Source organism: Rhodococcus sp. NCIMB 12038, assembly GCF_002165735.1.
Lineage (GTDB): Bacteria > Actinomycetota > Actinomycetes > Mycobacteriales > Mycobacteriaceae > Rhodococcus_F.
This window is the reverse complement of sequence record NZ_NHML01000006.1, coordinates 52,729-72,476: the sequence shown is the minus strand read 5'-3', so window position 1 is coordinate 72,476 and position 19,748 is coordinate 52,729. Positions and strand designations below refer to the sequence as shown.

Annotated in this window: 2 protein-coding genes; one reads left to right on the top strand and one right to left on the bottom strand. The window is 70.0% G+C overall.

All coding sequences use genetic code 11. From position 1 onward, the window contains the following. Nucleotides 1–64 precede the first annotated feature (64 nt). Nucleotides 65–18,901, top strand: a complete 18,837-nt coding sequence (locus CA951_RS10700) for a non-ribosomal peptide synthetase (protein WP_087556826.1) — start codon at nucleotides 65–67, stop codon at nucleotides 18,899–18,901. Between the two features lie 6 nt (nucleotides 18,902–18,907). On the opposite strand, the gene CA951_RS10695 is transcribed toward CA951_RS10700, so the two are convergent. Next, nucleotides 18,908–19,603 (bottom strand): 3'-5' exonuclease, encoded by a 696-nt coding sequence (locus CA951_RS10695; protein ID WP_087556825.1) that lies wholly within the window; start codon nucleotides 19,601–19,603, stop codon nucleotides 18,908–18,910. Between the last annotated feature and the right edge of the window lie 145 nt (nucleotides 19,604–19,748).

Sequence of the window (19,748 nt, the reverse complement as noted above, 5' to 3'; positions counted from 1 at the left end):
GAGTCAGGATCCGGACGCACTCACGACGTCAACGGTCGGGGATACCTTACGGGGAGGAACCACCGTGAAGCCCCCAGACACGCGGAAGACCGCCACGCGGAAGCCGGCTACACAGAATTCGGACGCGGACGCATTCCCGCTGTCCGCGGCGCAGCGTGCCACGTGGTTCGCGCAGCAACTCGACCCGGCGGTGCCGATCTCGGTAGCGCACTACGTGGAGTTGCGCGGCGACCTCGACATCGATCTGTTGCGACGCGAGACCATCGCGGTGGCCCGCGAGTTCCAGTCGCCGTTCCTCAGGGTCGTCGAGGTCGACGGCACGCCGATGCAGTACGTGGACCCCACCACCGACACGTCCATCGAGTTCGTCGACTTTCGCGGCGACGACGACCCGGTCACCGCCGCGCACGAATGGATGGACCGGGACTACCAGGCCCCGCTCGACCTCGAAGCCGATCGGCTGTTCGAGACGTCGATCCTGTGCGTGGGCGAGGCGCATTACCTGTGGTACAGCCGCATTCACCACGTCGCGCTCGACGGCTACGGTGCCATGACGCTGATCAACCGCATCGCGCACCGGTATTCGGCCGCGGTCGCCGGTCGTGAACCGGATCCGAGCCGGGCCGCGACGCTGCGCGCACTGTACGACGTCGACGCCCTCTACCGGGCGTCCGATCGTTTCGTGGCCGATCGGGAGTACTGGGCGAAGCGAGTCGAGGGAATCGGCGGGTCGACTCTGGCCGACGCGCCCGCACCTGCGCTCGCCAGGAGCAAGGTCGAGAGCGCGCTGCTGTCCGAGGCGGCCGCGTCCGGCATCCAGAGTTCCGACAGCCAGGCCACCGCCGCGGCGGCCGTCACGATCATCGCCGCCTTCGCCTGCTACCTGTCGCGTGCCACCGCGAAAACCGAAGTACTCGTGAACGTTCCGATGTCCGGCCGGACCACGTCGCTGCTGCGCAATTCCGGCGGCATGACGGTCAGCGTCGCACCGCTGGCGATCACCGTCGACGAGGGCGGGGCGGTCGCGGACCTCGTGTCGCAGGTCAGGCGAGAGCTGATGGGCGCGTTGCGTCATCAGCGGTGCAGCGTCGAGGACATCCGCCGTGACGTCGGCGCGGGCGGTGTCGCGGAACTGCACGGACCCATGGTCAACGTCATGCTGTTCCACCAGGACGTGGTGCTCGGACCCATCGTCGGCGAGTACCACATCGTCACGTCGGGCCCGGTGGAAGACCTCCTGGTCAACGTGTACCCGAGTGGGACGCCTGCGGAGATCTTCGTCGATTTCCGGGCCAACCCGAATCGGTACGAGGATGCGGCGCTGCGACGGCACCACCGGCACTTCGTCGAACTGCTGGAAGAGTTCGTCCCGGCGGATCCGCACGCCCGGCTCGCGACCGTTCACGAGGCGACCGCCCGCGAAGGTGAGCGGCGACGCCGCGAGGCGCATCACCTCGCGTACTGGACCGATCGGCTGTCGGGGATGCCCGAGGTGCTGCACTTGCCGTCCGATCGGGCCCGGCCGCCCGCGCAGTCCGGGAACACCGACCGCGTCGACGTCCCGATCGGGGCCCAGACTCACCGCGGAGTGCGGGCGCTGGCCGACGAACACGACACCACCACGTTCAGCGTGCTGCACGCGGCCGCGGCAGTGCTGCTGAGCCGGCTCTCCGGCGCCCCGGAGGTCGCGGTCGGAACGACGGCCACAGTGGACCGGGGGCAGAACCTCGTCGTGCTCCGGACCCGCGCCGAACCGGACGCGACCTTCACGCAGCACCTCCGTCACGTTCGCGACGTCGACCGGGAGGCGTTCGAGCACCGCGACGCCCCGTTCGAGCAGGTGGTCCGGGCGCTCGCGGTCCGCGATTCGCCCGCGTTCTCACCGATCGTCCAGGTGCTGTTCGACTGCGGCGACGCGGCCGGAACCCCCGGGATCGAACGATTCGACCTCCGGGTCACCGCGGCGGAGACCGTCGACGCCGACGGCATCCCGGCCGGCATCACCGTGACCCTCGGGTTCGCCACCGACCTGTTCGACCCCGGCACGGTTCGTCGACTCGGCGAACGATTCCGCCGAATCCTGGAGGCGGTCACCGGCGACCCCGATCGCGTCGTCGGCGACATCTGCATCCTGTCCGACGCCGAACGCGCCACCCTCGTCCCGGTACCCGGCGCCCCCGGACAGCCGGGGCGCACGCTACCCGAATTGTTCTCGGCGGCAGCCGAAGCCAACCCCACCGGTATCGCGCTCTCGTATCTCGGAATCGACCTGACGTACCGGGAATTGGACGAGCGCTCCAACCAGCTGGCCCATGTCCTGATCGAGCGCGGCATCGGGCCGGAGAACGTCGTGGCACTGGGCATGACCCGCTCGATCGAGTCGGTGCTGTCGATGCTGGCGGTCGCAAAGGCCGGGGCCGTGTTCCTGCCCGCCGACCCGAACTACCCGGCCGAGCGGATCGAGCACATGCTCGACGACTCGGGTGCCGCACTGGGTGTGACCGTGGCGGCCGTGCGGTCCCGGCTCCCCGGATCGGTGCCGTGGCTGGTGCTCGACGACGACGCGTTCCGGTCACACTGTGCGAGTCGGTCTTTGTCCGCCGTCACCGACGCCGACCGGGTTCGGCCGCTCCGCCCGGAGAATCCGGCGTACGTGATCTACACGTCCGGTTCGACCGGCAGACCCAAGGGGGTCGTGGTCACCCACAGCGGCCTGGACAACTTCGCGGCCGAGCAACTCACCCGATCCGGCGCGTCCCAGTCCTCCCGGATTCTGCATTTCTCCACACCGAGTTTCGACGCGTCCGTCTCGGAGTACCTGCACGTGTTCGCCGCCGCGGCGACCATGGTGATCGTGCCGCCCACGATCTACGGCGGGGAGGAACTGTCCCGGTTCCTGCAGTCGGAGAACGTCACTCACGGATTCGTCACCACCGCGGCGCTCGGCACCATCGAGCCGCACGGACTCTCCGACTTCCAGGACGTCGTGTTCGGTGGCGAAGCATGTCCCCCGGAACTGGTGCAGCGGTGGGCGCCCGGCCGCCGACTGTCGAATGCATACGGGCCCACCGAGGCCACCGTCATGTCGAACATCAGCGCACCGCTGTCCCCGGACGGCGCCGTCACGCTGGGCGGCCCGCTCCGCGGATTCCGCGAGGTCGTCCTCGACGAACGGCTGGCGCCGGTGCCTGCCGGCGTGGCCGGGGAGTTGTACATCGCCGGCGACGGCCTCGCCCGCGGGTACCACGGCAGGTCGGCGCTCACAGCGGAACGCTTCGTGGCCGACCCGTTCGGCGGCCCCGGCGACCGGATGTACCGCACCGGGGACGTGGTGCGGTGGCAACCCGACCGCACACTGGAGTACCTGGGTCGCAGCGATTTCCAGGTGAAGGTGCGCGGATTCCGCATCGAACTCGGCGAGATCGACACGGTCCTCCACACCCATCCGCGGGTGCGGACCGCGGTGACGATGCAGCGCACGGCACCGTCCGGCGACCCGATGCTCGTGTCGTACGTGCTGCCCGCCGCCGGGCAACCCCTCACCGTGACCGAGTTGACGGACCACGCCGCACGGCAACTGCCGACGTACATGGTGCCTGCGGCGATCGTGATACTGGACGAGTTGCCGCTGACACCGGTGGGGAAACTCGATCGAGCCGCATTGCCCGCGCCGGAATTCCTGTCCACCACCGCCGAATTCCGTGCTCCTGCCACCGCGGAGGAGCAGGCCGTCGCGCGGGTGTTCGCGGACGTCCTCGGTGTGGAGCGAATCGGTCTCGACGACAGCTTCTTCGACCTCGGCGGAAATTCGCTCGTCGCGACGAGGGTCGTCGCACGTGTGAATGCCGCACTCGGCGTCGAACTCGTGGTGCGGACCCTGTTCGAGGCGCCGACCGTGGAGGCGTTGGCCGAACGCATCGGGAGTGCGCACGCGAGGCCTTCGGGCCGCCCGGACCTCGTCGCGCAGCAGCGCCCCGACCGGATCCCGCTCTCACTTGCCCAGCAGCGGCTGTGGTTCGTCAACCAGTACGACACCTCCTCGCCCGCCTACAACATCCCGATGGCGCTGCGCCTCAAAGGAACCCTCGACGTGGCGGCACTCCGGGCCGCGGTCGGGGACATCCTCGAACGACACGAATCGCTGCGCACCGTGTACCCGGCGTCCGTCGACGGACCGCATCAGGTGATCCTGCCACTGGGCGAGATGATTCCGGATCTGGAGCCGAGCACCGTCGAGGACGAGGCGGCCTTGCGCGCCCGACTGGCCGAGTTGACCGCGCAGGGATTCGACGTGAGCACCGACGTGCCCGTCCGCGGCGCCCTGTTCCGGACCGACCGGGACGACCACGTTCTCATGCTCGTGGTGCACCACATTGCGGCGGACGGAGCGTCGCTGGCACCGCTCGCTCGTGACCTCATGGTCGCGTACTCGGCACGGGCGCAGCAACAGTTGCCGGACTGGCGGCCGCTGCCGGTGCAGTACGCCGACTACAGCCTCTGGCAGAGGGCCGCCCTCGGCAGCGGAGACGATCCCGGCAGCGTGATGTCGGCGCAAGTGGACTACTGGAAGCAGACGCTGTCCGGCCTCCCCGACGCGATCGACCTGCCCCTGGACCGACCGAGACCCGCTGACAGGGCGCTCCGCGGCGGGGTCGTCCGGTTCACGGTGCCCGCGGACGACCACCGGGCGCTTCTCGCCCTCGCGCGGCAACACGATTCCACGATGTTCATGGTGATGCACGCGGCGCTCGCGGTGCTGACCGCGCGGCTGAGCGGGACCGGAGACGTCGCGATCGGGACGCCGATCGCCGGTCGCGGCGAGGAAGCACTCGACGACGTCGTGGGGATGCTCGTCAACACCCTGGTCCTGCGGACAGCCGTCGACCCCGCCGCGACGTTCGCCGACGTGCTGTCCCGGGTGCGGGAGGCGGATCTGGCGGCGTTCGGGCACGCGGACGTGCCCTTCGAGAGCGTGGTGGACGCGGTCGCACCGACCCGCTCGACCGCGTACTCTCCGCTGTTCCAGATCTTGCTGGAGTTCCAGAACACCGCCCCGGTCCACGTGACCCTGCCCGGACTGACGGTGGAAACCGTCGACGTCGAACCCGGTGTCTCCAAGTTCGACCTGCAGTTGACGCTCACCGAGCAGTACGACGCGACGGGGACCGCAGCGGGCATCGCCGCATCGTTCACGTTTGCCTCCGACGTGTTCGACCGGGCGACGGTGGTGGGATTCGGGGAGCGGTTCGTCCGGGTCCTGGGGGCGTTCGCGCGGGGTGCGGATTCTGTGGTGGGGGATGTGGAGGTTCTGGGTCCGGGTGAGCGGGGGTTGGTGGTCGGGTCGTGGAATGCGACGTCGCAGGCGGTGCCGAGTTCGACGTTGGTGGAGTTGTTCGAGGCGCAGGTGGTGCGGTCTCCGGATGCGCCGGCGGTGGTGTTCGAGGGTGTGGTGTTGTCGTATGGGGAGTTTGCGGCGCGGGTGCATCGGTTGGCGCGGTGGTTGATCGGGGAGGGGGTGGGTCCGGAGTCGTCGGTGGGTGTGGCGGTGCGGCGGTCGGTGGACATGGTGGTGGGGATGTATGCGGTGGTGGTGGCGGGTGGGGCGTATGTGCCGATNGATCCGGATCAGCCTTCGGAGCGGGTCGGGTATGTGGTGGACACGGCTGCTCCGGTGGTGGTGTTGACGACGGCGGCGGATGCGGGGGTGTTCGCGGGGTCGGTGCGGGTGGTCGTGGTGGATCGGCTGGATGTGTCGGGGTTGCCTGGGGGTCCGGTGGGGGATGGGGAGCGGTTGTCGCGGCTGCGGCCGGAGCATCCGGGGTATGTGATGTTCACGTCGGGGTCGACGGGTCGGCCGAAGGGGGTGTCGGTTCCGCATGTGGGGATTGTGAATCGGTTGTTGTGGATGCAGGACCGGTATCCGTTGGGGTCTGATGATGTGGTGTTGCAGAAGACGCCGGTGACGTTCGATGTGTCGGTGTGGGAGTTGTTCTGGCCGTTGCTGTGTGGGGCGCGGTTGGTGATCGCCGCCCCGGACGGTCACCGCGACCCGGCATACCTTTCCGGTCTGATCGTCGAACACGGTGTGACCACAGTGCATTTCGTCCCCTCCATGCTGGCGGTCTTCTCCGCCGAGCCGGCCGCGGCGCGATGCACGAGCCTGCAGCGGGTGTTCGCCTCGGGTGAGGCGCTGCCCGCGCAGACCGCGTCGAGGATGCGGGCACTGCTCCCCGAGGCCCGTATCCACAATTTGTACGGTCCGACGGAGGCTGCGGTGGATGTGACGTTCCACGAGGTCACCGATGCGGATCGGGTGGTGGTGCCGATCGGGGCGCCGGTGTGGAATACGCAGACGTTCGTGCTGGATGGGCGGTTGCGGCCGGTGCCGGTGGGGGTGGCGGGGGAGTTGTATCTCGGTGGGGTGCAGTTGGCGCGGGGGTANGCGGNGCGGGCGGAGTTGACGGCGGATCGGTTCGTGGCGAACCCCTTCGGGGAAAGTACTCGGTTGTATCGGACGGGGGATCGGGTTCGGTGGTTGTCCTCGGGGGAGCTGGAGTATCTGGGGCGTACGGATTTTCAGGTGAAGGTGCGGGGTCAGCGGGTGGANTTGGGGGAGGTCGAGGCGGTGTTGCTGCGCCGGGTGGAGGTGGCGCAGGCGGTGGTGGTGCTGCGCGGGGACGGTGCGGCGGGGGAGTATCTGGCGGGGTATGTGGTGCCGGCGGCCGGGATGGTGGTGGACGANCGGGCGGTGCGGGAGTCGGCGGCGGTGGTGTTGCCGGGGTTCATGGTGCCGTCGGTGGTGGTGGTGTTGCCGGAGTTGCCGGTGACGGTGAACGGCAAACTCGATCGGAAGGCGTTGCCGAAACCCGACTTCGGCACGACCACCCGCGGATACCGCGCGCCGACGACACCCGCGGAAGAAGCGGTCGCGTCCGCCTTCGCCGCCGTCCTCGGAATCGACCGCGTCGGCGCCGACGACAGCTTCCTCGACCTCGGCGGGGATTCGCTCAGTGCCACCCGGGCGGTGGGGCGCATCAACAGCGCGCTGGACACGAATCTCGGTGTCGCTGCGCTGTTCGACGCACCCGTGGTGGCCGATCTGGCCGTCCGGATCGACTCGGAGATGATGACGAGTTCCGTCTCTCCGGCGCTCACCGCGAGGCCGCGGCCCGAGCGGATTCCGCTGTCGCTCGCGCAGCAGCGGATGTGGTTCGTCAACCAATTCGACACGTCCTCACCTGCCTACAACATTCCGGTCGCGCTGCAACTGGACGGGGCGCTCGATCTGGATGCACTGCGGGCGGCGCTCGGCGACGTCCTGGAGCGACACGAATCGCTGCGCACCGTGTTCCCCGGTTCCGCGGACGGTCCCCGGCAGATGATCGCCGATTCCGCGCTCGTCACTCCCGACCTCGAACCGGTCCCGGTTGCCGAAAGTGCGCTCCGGGATTCGCTCGCCGCGTTCTTCGGCGTCGGATTCGATGTCACCGAGGACCTTCCGCTTCGCGTCCGGCTGTTGCGATTCACCCCCGAGCGGCACGTCCTCGCCCTCGTCGTGCACCACATCGCGGCCGACGGCTTCTCGATGGCGCCCCTGGCACGCGACGTGATGCTCGCCTACACGGCACGCGTGCAGCAGCAGGCACCCGGCTGGGCGCCGCTGCCAGTGCAGTACGCCGACTACAGCCTGTGGCAGCGCGAGGCCCTGGGCACGGACACGCAGCCCGATTCGATGATCTCCGGCCTGCTCGGCTACTGGACCCGGACATTGTCGGGCATCCCGGACGTGCTGCCGCTACCCCTGGACCGGCCACGGCCCGCGCAGCGGTCCCTCCTCGGGGATGTCGTCCCGTTCGACATCCCACCGGACGTCCACAAGACCCTGGCCGACCTTGCACACCAATGCAATTCGACGCTGTTCATGGCGGTGCACGCGGCCTTGGCCGTGCTGCTGACGAGGGTCTCGGGATCGGAAGACGTGGTGGTCGGGACCCCGATCGCGGGCCGCGGCCATGCCGCACTCGACGATGTCGTGGGAATGTTCGTCAACACACTGGTACTCCGCACCCCGGTCCCCGCGGGATCGTCGTTCACCGAGGTGCTCACCGGCGTGCGGTCGGTGGACCTCGGTGCGTTCGAGCACGCAGACCTGCCGTTCGAGCGACTGGTCGACGAACTCGCACCCGAGCGGTCCACCGCGCACTCACCGCTGTTCCAGGTGCTGCTCGAATTCCAGAACGCCACCCGCACCCACCTGGAACTGCCCGGGCTGACCGCCCGGTCCCTCGACGTCGATCTGGACGTCGCGAAATTCGATCTGCAGTTGAGCCTGGTGGAGCGGGTCGACGAGCAGGGCGTACCCGCCGGGATCAGCGCCGGTGTCCGCTACGCGACGGACGTCTTCGATCGTGCGTCGGTGCAGAGGTTCGCGGAGCGACTCGTGCGGGTGATCGGGGCCGTGACCACCGACCCGGCCGCACCCGTCGGCGACGTCGACATCCTGGACGCGCCCGAACGCGAACTCGTGCTCACCTCCGGGCATCGGCCGGGAACCGACGTTGCACCGCTGTCGCTGGTCGATCTGTTCGACCGGGCGGTGGTGTCCGACGGCGAGGCTGTAGCCGTGCGCTGCGAGGGCTCGTCGGTGACGTACCGGGAACTCGACGAGCGGGCCAACCTGCTCGCCCGACTGCTGGTGACGCGGGGGGCTGGCGCGGAAACACTGGTGGCGGTGGGGATGACGCGGTCGGTCGATCTCGTCGTGGCGCTGGTGGCGGTGGTGAAGGCGGGCGCCGGGTACCTCCCGGTGGATGTGGCCTCTCCCGCCGAGCGGCTGGCCTTCCTGCTCGGCGACGCCCGGCCGGGGTGTGTGCTCACCACCGCGGCGGACGCCGAGATCTTCCGAAGTTCCGGGGTGCCGGTGGTCGTGGTGGACGACCCCGCGACCGTGACTGCACTACAGCCCCTGTCGCCGCTTCCGGTGACCGACGACGACCGCCGTACTCCGCTGCACCTGGACTCGGTGGCCTACGTGATCTATACCTCCGGTTCCACCGGGCAGCCGAAGGGTGTGCAGGTCTCGCACCGCAACGTCGTCACGCTGATGGCGAACACGCAGACGGTGTTCGGATTCGGACCGGCCGACGTCTGGACCATGTTCCATTCCGCCGCATTCGACTTCTCGGTCTGGGAGATGTGGGGAGCGCTCGCCCACGGCGGCCGTCTGGTTCTCGTGGACTACTTCACGGCGCGCTCGCCCGAGATGTTCCTCGATCTCCTGCGCGACGAACGCGTCACGGTCGTGAACCAAACCCCCACCGCCTTCTACCAATTGGCGGAGGCCGATCGCCTCGCCGGCGGCCCCGCGCTGTCGCTGCGGTACGTGATCTTCGGCGGGGAGGCTCTCGACTTCGGGCAACTGCGGCGCTGGTATGCCCGGCGGGGCGACACCGCGCCGGTCCTGGCGAACATGTACGGCATCACGGAAACGACCGTGCACGTCACCCACCTGCCGATCGACCGGGACCTCGTGGAGGAGGTGTCCGGATCGGTGATCGGCCGGGGTCTGCCGGGACTGCACGTGTACGTTCTCGACGGACGGCTCCACCCGGTGCCGCCGGGAGTGGTGGGGGAGATGTACGTCTCCGGGGCGCAGGTCTCGCGCGGCTACCTCGGCAGGCCCGCCCTCACGTCCGGCCGATTCGTTCCCGACCCGTTCGTGCCCGGGGCCCGGATGTACCGGTCCGGCGATCTGGGTAGGTGGAACGCGCACGGACAACTCGAGTACCTCGGCCGCAACGACCTCCAGGTGCAGGTGAAGGGCTACCGGATCGAACTCGGGGAGGTGGAGTCGGCCCTGCTCGCGAGCGAGGGGGTGGCGCAGGCGGCGGTGACGGCGCGCGGCGACCGGTTGGTGGGGTACGTGGTGCCGGAGGCCGGCGTCGCGATCGATCCGGCCGTGATCGCCGACGCGGCCGCGGAGCGATTGGCGTCGCACATGGTGCCGGCCGCGGTGGTGGTGCTCGACGCAGTGCCGCTGACGGTGAACGGCAAACTCGATCGGAAAGCGCTGCCCGAACCGGACTTCGGGCAGCGGGTGACCGCGGGCCGCAGACCGGTCACCGAGACCGAACGCCTCCTCGTCGACCTGTTCGCGGAGGTCCTGGGTCTGGACTCGGTGGGTGTCGACGACTCCTTCTTCGCGCTCGGCGGCGATTCGATCATGTCGATCCAACTGGTCACCCGCGCGAAGGCCGCCGGGGTACTGATCTCGCCGCGGGACGTGTTCGAGCGCAAGACCGTTGCCGGGCTGGCCGCGACAGCCGGGACGGACGACGAGGCGGTGGTTCTCGACGAACTGCCCGGTGGTGGGATCGGCGAGATCGTGCTGACGCCGATCGTGCGGTGGATGCTCGCCAGGGGTGGAGACTTCCGCCGCTACGCGCAGTCCGCGCTGTTCACCCTCCCGGCGGCGACGACCGAAGACACCCTGACGCGCGCCCTGCAGGCCGTGCTGGACCGGCACGATGTCTTTCGGGCGCGGTTGTACCGCACGTCCAGCGCCCAACCAGGCTGGTCGATGGAGGTGCAGGCCGAAGGGTCGGTGCGGGCGGCGACCGTGCTGCGCCGGGGCCGGGCGGACGCCGTCGGCGCCGAATTCGACGACGCTCTCGATCGACTCGACCCGGAGTCGGGCGTGCTGATGCAGGCGGTCTGGTTCGACGGGGGCGAACGCCCGGGTCGAGTGCTGATCGTCGTGCATCACCTGGCGATGGACGGGGTGTCCTGGCGGATCCTGATCCCCGACCTCGCCGCGGCGTGCGCGCAACTGCAGTCCGGCAGCGCACCGATCCTGGAGCGGCCGGGGACGTCGATGCGCCGGTGGGCGCACGGCCTTGCCGACGCCGCGCGTGAGCCCCGGCGCGCCGCCGAACTCGACCTGTGGCGCGCGATGCTGGACGCACCCGACCCGTTGCTGGGGTCACGCCCGTTGACCGCGTCGGACACTGCCGCCACCGCCGCGGACATCACGGTACGCGTGCCCGCCGCGCTGACCGAGACGTTGCTGACGACCGTGCCTCGGGCGTTCCACGGCAGCGTGGCCGATGCCCTGCTGACGGCACTGACGATGGCGCTGACGCGATGGCGGCGACGCCGCGGCGTCGACCTTCCCGGCGCGCTGGTGGGGCTCGAAGGCCACGGCCGGGAAGAGCAGGTGGTGCCCGGCGCCGATCTCGCACGCACCATCGGCTGGTTCACCACGATCTTCCCCGTGCGACTCGATCTGAGCGGGGTCGACTTCGACGACGCGTTCGCCGCAGGTCCGTCAGCGGGGGCCGCACTCAAGTCCGTGAAGGAGCAATTCCTCGCCGTTCCCGACCACGGCATCGGCTTCGGGCTTCTCCGGTACCTGAACGACGAAACAGCGCAGGATCTTTCGTCGCTGACGATGCCTCAGGTCAGCTTCAACTACCTCGGCAGAATGGGCGGGACCGCCGCGGGCGCCGCGGAGGGGTGGGTGCCGGTCGACGAGCCCGGACTGCGCGAGAACCCGGCCGTCCCGGTCGCGGCCGTCGTCGACATCAATGCCATGACCGTCGACTCGGACGACGGCCCCCAGCTGACTTCCACGTGGACCTACCCACCGGAGGTCCTCACCCGCACGGAGGTCGCGGAACTCACACAGCTGTGGCTGCAGGCCCTCGCCGCCCTCGGCACCCACGCGGAGTCGGGCGGCACCGGATTCACGCCGTCGGACCTCGATCTCGTCGCACTACGACAGGACGGGATCGAGGCGCTCGAAAGCCGTTGCCCCGACCTGACGGACGTATGGCCGCTGTCGCCGCTGCAGGCCGGCATGCTCTTCCACGCCGAACTCGCCGACGACTCCCTCGACGCCTACCTGGTGCAGGTGAGCCTCGAACTCGACGGCGCCGTGGATCCGCGACGACTGCGCCGCGCGGCCGATGCACTGCTGGCCCGGCACGACAACCTGCGCGCCGGCTTCCTCCGGGACGCCGAGGGCAACGCCGTTCAGGTGGTCCGGGCACGCGTGGAGGCACCGTGGCGCGAGGTCGACCTGACGGCTCTGGGCGAGGAGGCCGCGGCGTCCGAGGTCACGCGACTGCTGGCCGAGGACCGGGTCCGGCCGTTCGACATGACGCGCGCCCCGCTGATCCGGTTCATGCTGATCGCGACCGGGCCGAACCGATACCGGCTGGTGTCGACGAACCATCACATCCTGCTCGATGGCTGGTCGATGCCGTTGCTGGTCCGGGAGTTGCTGACGCTGTACGCGACCGACGGGGACGCGTCGCCGCTGCCCCGCGCCCGCGCATACCGCGACTACCTGGCGTGGATGACCCGCCGCGATCAGGACGCCTCCCGGGAGGTGTGGGCCCGGGCTCTCGCCGGGGTGGAGGGGCCGACGTTGCTGGCCGGCGGAGCGACGGGGAATGTGGCCGACCGGGGTCACCGGTTGTCCACGATGTCCGACGAGTTCGTGTTCGACCTCGACGAGGAGCGCACCGCCCGGTTGCGGGACGTCGCGCGTTCGCGGGGGCTGACCGTGAACACTCTCCTCCAGGTGTCGTGGGGGATCGTGCTGGGTGCGTTGACCGCCCGCGACGACGTGCTGTTCGGTGCCACCGTGTCGGGGCGCCCTCCCGAGTTGGCGGGCATCGAGACGATGGTCGGCCTGTTCATCAACACCCTCCCCGTGCGGATCAGGCTGCGTCCCGGCGACACCGTCGGCGCACTGCTGGAGCGGGTGCAGGCCGAGCAGGCGGCGCTGCTGGATCACCATTACCTGGGCCTGTCCGAGATTCAGGGCGCGGCGGGGCCGGAGGTCGGGTTCGACACGTTGACCGTGTTCGAGTCGTACCCCGTCGACCGCGCCGGGCTGTCCACCGACACCGACATCGCCGGCATGCGCGTCACCGGGGTGGACGCGCGGGACGCCGCCCACTACCCACTCAGCCTGGTGGCGTCGGTCGACGCGCGGCTGCACCTGAAGTTCGAGTACCTCCCGGACGTCTTCGACGCGGACACCGTCGCCGACGTCGCGGGTCGGGTGCTCCGGGTGCTCGACGCCTGCACTCGTCCGGACCGGCCGCTGGCCGCACTGTCGCTGCTGACGGACCGGGAGCGCGCCGAACTGGTGCCGGTCCTCGGCAGTCCGGGCGGATCGACCCGCACACTGCCGCAGATTTTCGAGGAGGGCGCCGCGCTCGACGCGCACGCGGTCGCCCTGTCCTTCGAGGACGTCGACGTCACCTACGGCGAGTTGGACGAGCAGTCGAATCGTCTGGCCCGCGCCCTCATCGCGCGCGGGGCGGGCCCGGAGACGTTCGTGGCCATCGGGATTCCGCGGTCCCTCGACTCGGTGCTGTCGGTGTGGGCGGTCGCGAAGACCGGTGCAGCGTTCGTGCCGATCGACCCGAACTACCCCGACGAGCGCATCACCCACATGCTCGTCGATTCCGGAGTCACGCTCGGCCTGACCACGACCGGGTACCGGGACCGGCTCCCGGGGGACGCGCACTGGCTGCTGCTCGACGAACCCGGCTTCGCGGTCGAGTGCGCCGAGCGTCCGGCGACACCGGTGACCGACGCCGACCGGAGCGGACCGGTCACGCTGGACACCGCCGCGTACGCCGTCTACACGTCGGGGTCCACGGGCCTGCCGAAGGGGGTGGTGGTCACCCACCGCGGTCTCGACAACTTCGCCCTCGACCAACTCGAACGTTTCGGGGCGACACCGCAATCCCGGACGCTGCACTTCTCCACCCCGAGCTTCGACGGGTCGCTGTTCGAGTATCTCCAGGCGTTCGGCGCCGGCGCGACAATGGTGATCGCGCCGCCCACTGTGTTCGGCGGCGACGAACTCGCGCGGCTGCTGGCCGACCGGAACGTCACCCACGCGTTCATCACCACCGCCGCGCTGGCGTCGCTCGACCCAGCCGGGCTGACCCACCTCACTGACCTGGTGTTCGGGGGCGAGGCGTGCCCACCCGAACTCGTCGCCCGCTGGGCGCCCGGCCGCCGCCTGTACAACGCGTACGGACCGACCGAGACCACGATCATGTCCAATATCGGCGCACCGATGGTCCCGGGGGAGCGGATCACCATCGGCGGGCCGATCCGCGGCGTCACGGAACTGGTGCTCGACACCCGGCTGCAACCGGTCCCCGCCGGTGTTGCCGGCGAGTTGTATCTCGCCGGGGCGGGCCTGGCCCGCGGCTACCACCGCCGCCAGGCACTGACCGCCGAACGGTTCGTCGCCGACCCGTTCCGGCCCGGCGAGCGGATGTACCGCACCGGCGACATCGTGCGCTGGACGCCCGACCACAGCATCGAGTACGTGGGCCGCACCGACTTCCAGGTCAAGGTGCGCGGTTTCCGCATCGAACTCGGCGAGATCGACGCCACGCTCATGTCGGAGCAGAACGTCGGATTCGCGGCCACTCTCGCGCACCGCGGTCCCGCCGGCGACACCCTGCTGGTGTCCTACGTCGTACCGTCTTCGGGCTCCTCCCTCGACACCGCCGAACTCACGCGGCACCTGGCGGACCGTCTGCCGCCACACATGGTGCCCACCTCGATCACGGTGCTGGAACGCATCCCGCTGACGGCGGTCGGCAAGCTGGACCGCGCGGCGCTGCCGGAGCCCGACCTGCTGTCCGGGGCAGGGCACTACCGGAGTCCGGCCGGCCCGATCGAGGAGACGGTGGCCGGGGTCTTCGCGGACGTACTCGCGCTGGGGCGGGTCGGCGCCGACGCCGACTTCTTCGACCTCGGCGGCAACTCCCTGAGCGCCACCCGGGTCACGGCGCGGCTGCGCGCGCTGCTCGGCACCGACTGCGGGGTGCGGGACCTGTTCGAGGCGCCCACCGTCGCGGCGCTGGCGGCGCGGATCGAGCAGTCCGGGGCGGGACCGTCCGGCCGTCCGGTGCTCGCGGCCCGCATCCGGCCCGACGACATTCCGCTGTCGTTCGCGCAGCAGCGGATGTGGTTCGTCAACCAGCTCGACACCACCTCGGCCGCCTACAACATCCCGATCGTGGTGACACTGAGTGGGAATCTCGATGTGGGAGTGCTGAACTCGGCCCTCACCGACGTCCTCGTCCGGCACCAGTCGCTGCGCACGATGTTCCCGGTCCGCGGGGACTGGCCGGTTCAGCAGATCCTCCCCGCCGCAGGCGCGGTGCCCGCGCTGATCCCCGTCCCCGTCGCGGAAGAGCACCTGCGGGACGAGGTGTCCCGGCTCGTCTCCGCGGGTTTCGATGTCACCGTGGAGCTTCCGCTGCGGGCCGGGCTGTTTTCGCTGAGCGCCACCGAGCACGTCCTCGCCGTGGTGGTACACCACATCTCGGCGGACGGGTTCTCGATGGGCCCGCTGGTGCGCGACGTGATGGCGGCGTACGGCGCCCGCGCGTCCGGCGGAGCGCCCGACTGGGCACCGCTTCCGGTGCAGTACGCCGATTACGCCCTGTGGCAGCGGGAACTGCTCGGTTCGGAGGACGACCCCGAGTCGCTGCTGTCGCGGCAGCTCGACTACTGGACGACCGCGCTGGCGGGCACCCCCGACCTGCTGGAACTGCCCACCGACCGGGATCGTCCGTCCCAGCAGTCGTTCCGCGGTGCGCGCATCCATTTCTCCGTCGACGCCGACCTGCATCGACGGATCCGGGAGCTGTCGCGACGTCTGGGCTCCACGGAGTTCATGACCGTGCACGCGGCCCTGGCGGTGTTGCTCAGTCGGCTCGGCGGCACCGCGGACGTCGCCGTCGGCACCCCGATCGCCGGCCGGGGCGATCCCGCACTCGACGGACTCATCGGCATGTTTGTGGGCACGCTTGCGCTCCGCACCCGGGTGGATGCGGCCGCGTCGTTCACCGCCCTGGCCGCGCACTGCCGGGACGTCGACCTCGGGGCGTTCGCCCATGCCGACGTTCCGTTCGAGCGGGTGGTGGACGCGGTCGGGCCGACCCGCTCGACGGCGTATGCGCCGCTCGTCCAGGTATCGCTGGAATTCCAGAACAACGAGCGGCCCGTCCTGACGCTGCCGGGGCTGGACGTCCGCGGCATCGACTCCGGGCTCGCCGTGGTCAAGGTGGATCTCGAATTCCTGCTGGCGGAGGAGTTCGACGCGGACGGTGGACCGGCGGGGATGAGCGGCGCCGTCGATTTCGCCACCGACCTCTTCGACGCCGGCACCGTCCGCGGGTTCGCCGACCGGTTCGTGCGGATCCTCGACGCCGTCACGGCGAACCCCGACCGGCCGGTCGGCGACCTCCCGCTGCTCGACGAGGCGGAGTTGCAGGCGATGGCGCCTGCCCGCGGCGAGCCGGACGTGCGAGCGCAGTTGTGGCCCGACCTGCTGACCGCTGCCGCCGCATTCGACCCCGACTCGGTGGCCCTGTCCTACGAGGATCGGCAGGTCAGCTACCGCGAACTCGACGAGTGGTCCAACCGGTGGGCGCGGGTTCTGCGCGGCCGTGAGGTGGGACCGGAGACGTTCGTGGCCGTCGGAATGCCCCGCTCGATCGAATCGGTGGTCGCGATCTGGTCGATCACCAAGGCCGGTGCGGCGTTCGTGCCCGTCGACCCCACCTATCCGCGCGAGCGCATCGACTACATGCTCACCGACTGCCGTGCCGCACTCGGCCTCACCGTGAGAAGTCGCCGCGGCGACCTGCCGGACACCGTCCCGTGGCTGATGCTCGACGACGAGGAGGTCGCCGCGCAGGTGGCAGCGGTATCGCCCGCGCCGGTCACCGACGAGGACCGGACGAGTCCGTTGCACCTCGCCCATCCGGCCTATCTCATCTACACGTCCGGGTCGACCGGAAGACCGAAGGGCGTCACCGTCACCCACCGGGGGATGGCCGATTTCACCGCGGAGACGCACGAACGGTTCCAGGTCACCCACGAGTCCCGGGTGTCGCAACTGGCGTCCCCGAGTTTCGACGCCTCCGTGTTCGAACTGATGATGGCGTTCAGCGCGTCGGCGCAGGTCGTGATCGTGCCGCCCGCCGTCCTCGGGGGCAGCGAGTTGGCGGACCTGTTCCGCCGCGAGCAGGTGACCCACGCGACCATCACCCCGACCGCACTCGCGGCGCTCGACAACGACGGACTCGATTCGCTCCGCGTCCTCGACCTGGTGGGCGAGGCGTGCCCGCCGGAGGTCGTCGCGCGGTGGGCGCCGGGCCGGAGCCTGCACAGTGGGTACGGACCCACGGAGACCACCATCCAGGCGAGTGTCAGCGCCCCGATGCGCCCCGGCGACGGTGTGAACATCGGTTCGCCCGCATTGGGATTCGCGTTCCTCGTCCTCGACGAGCGGCTGCAGCCCGTGCCTGCCGGGGTGCCCGGCGAGTTGTACATCGCCGGGCCGGGTATGGCGCGCGGGTACCACAACCGGCCTGCGCTCACCTCGGAACGATTCGTGGCCTGCAACTTCGGGGAGCCCGGCTGCCGGATGTACCGGACCGGCGACGTGGTGCGCTGGAGAAGCGACCACACCCTGGAGTATCTGGGCCGCAGCGACTTCCAGGTCAAGGTCCGTGGCTTCCGCATCGAACTCGGGGAGATCGACGCCGTGCTCGGCAGACACCCCGCCGTGGCCTTCGCCGCCACCGTCGGTCACACCGGCCCGTCCGGCGACACCGTGCTCGCCTCGTATGTGCGGGTTCAGGACGGACAGGACGTCGAGCCCGCCGGGCTGCGCACCTACGCGTCCGAGCGCCTGCCCGCCCACATGGTGCCGTCCGCGGTGGTCGTGCTCGACCGGATACCGATGACCCCGGTGGGCAAACTCGACCGGAAGGCGTTGCCTGCCCCCGAGTTCGGCTCCACCGGTGCCGCGTTCCGGGCCCCGGCCACGGACACCGAACGCATCGTCGTGGACGTCTTCGCGTCGGTTCTCGGGCTGGACCGGGTGGGCACCGCCGACAGCTTCTTCGATCTCGGCGGAAACTCCCTCCTCGCCACCAGGATCGTCAGCAGGCTGCAGGCCGAACTGGATCGGCGGGTTCCGCTGCAGTGGATGTTCCTCGACCCCACCCCGGCGGGGATCGCAGGCCGCCTCGACCTTCCGCACCGGAGCACAGGCCTGGAAGAGGCACTCGCCGTCGTGATTCCGCTGCGAGCGCAGGGCAGCGGCAGGCCACTGTTCTGCGTGCATCCGGGAATTGGGCTGTCCTGGGGGTACGCCGGTCTGGTGCAGTACCTCCCGCCGGACCGGCCCGCGTACGGGCTGCAACTGCCCACGATCAGCGGGGACGGCGACTACCGGACGATCGAGCAGCTGGCGCACCGCTACATCGAGGAGATGCGGGCGATTCAGCCCACCGGTCCTTACGATCTGCTCGGCTGGTCACTCGGTGGGGTCATCGCGCACGCCATGGCCGTCGAACTGCAGGCCGCGGGCGAGGAGGTCGGCACGCTGGCCGTCATGGACAGCTATCCAGTGGGCGGCGAGGAGCCGCCGACCGGCAGGCTGGACATCCGGGACCTCCTGCGTGGACTGGGACTGGAGGCAGACCCGGACGCCGAGATGACCTACGAGCACGCGGCCCGGCTGATCGACGAGTCGTTCGGCACCGAGACGGGTGTGCGGGGACGCGACCTCGAACGGATCTCCGCCGGCTACGAGAACTCCCGGTGGCTCGCGCACCACTTCGTGCCCCGGGCCTACGACGGGGACCTGCTCGTCTTCCACGCCACCGGCGACGGGGACGGGACCGCCCGCGCGCACTCGGCCGGCGAATGGCGGCCGCTCGTCACCGGCCGGATCGACGAGCAGCCCGTGGACTGCGGGCACAACGACATGATCGAGCCGCAGTCCCTCGCCGTCATCGGGCCGGTGCTCTCGCGCGCGCTCACCGACCGGCCGTGACCAGGGTCAGGCGATGCGGAACGGGGTGAGGCCGCGAATCGGCCACTCGCCGTTGACGTCCGACGCGTCGCGCCCCTGCCGGACGAGGTAGTCGGCGAAGTCGCGCTGCCGTTCCGCGTGCCAGTCGGCCTGATGGGTCATGATGTCGAGGGCCCGCAGATTCGGGAACTCCTGCGCCAGCCTCCGGGCGAGGTGCGCGGCGGCGAGCGCGTCGGCCTCCGCCTCGTGGGCGTCCTCCAGTGCGATGCCGTAGTACTCACACACCGCGCCGAGGGTGCGCCGGCCCTTCCGGTACCGGTCCATCTCGCGGTCGATGACGTACGGGTCGATCACGATGCCGGTGACGAGTTCGGGCAGCCCGAGCCGCAGACCCTCGGTGTGCATGACGGTCAGGTCGTAGGACGCGTTGAACGCGACGACGGCGTGGTCCCGGGTCCACGCGTCGTACAGGGCGTCGCGGATCTCGCCGTACCCGGTGGCGTAGTCCTGCCCGTGGGCCCGGGCGTACTCCGTGGAGATTCCGTGCACGTCCGACGCGCCCTGCGGGATGGCAACCTCCGGGTCGAGCAACCAGGTGCGCGACTCGAAGTGGTGAGCGTCGACGACGGCGATGCATGCGGAGACGATGCGGGCGTCGCTGGGGTCGGGCCCCGTCGTCTCCAGATCGAACGCGCAGATCGGTCTGTCCGACCAGCTGGTCATGGGGGCCTTTCGGTGGTGATTCGGTGCGCGCCCAGTATCTGCCGCGGGAGGCGCCGGATCCGGGACCGACACGGCGGGGATCCCAGGTTGTCGTGGCCGGTCGCCAGGGGTATCGTGTCCTGCGGTCTGCAGTTCGCCGAGGTCG

Coding starts and splice junctions, on each gene's coding strand:
- CA951_RS10695 (WP_087556825.1), bottom strand. CDS start 19,603: ATGACCAGCTGGTCGGACAGACCGATCTGCGCGTTCGATCTGGAGACG.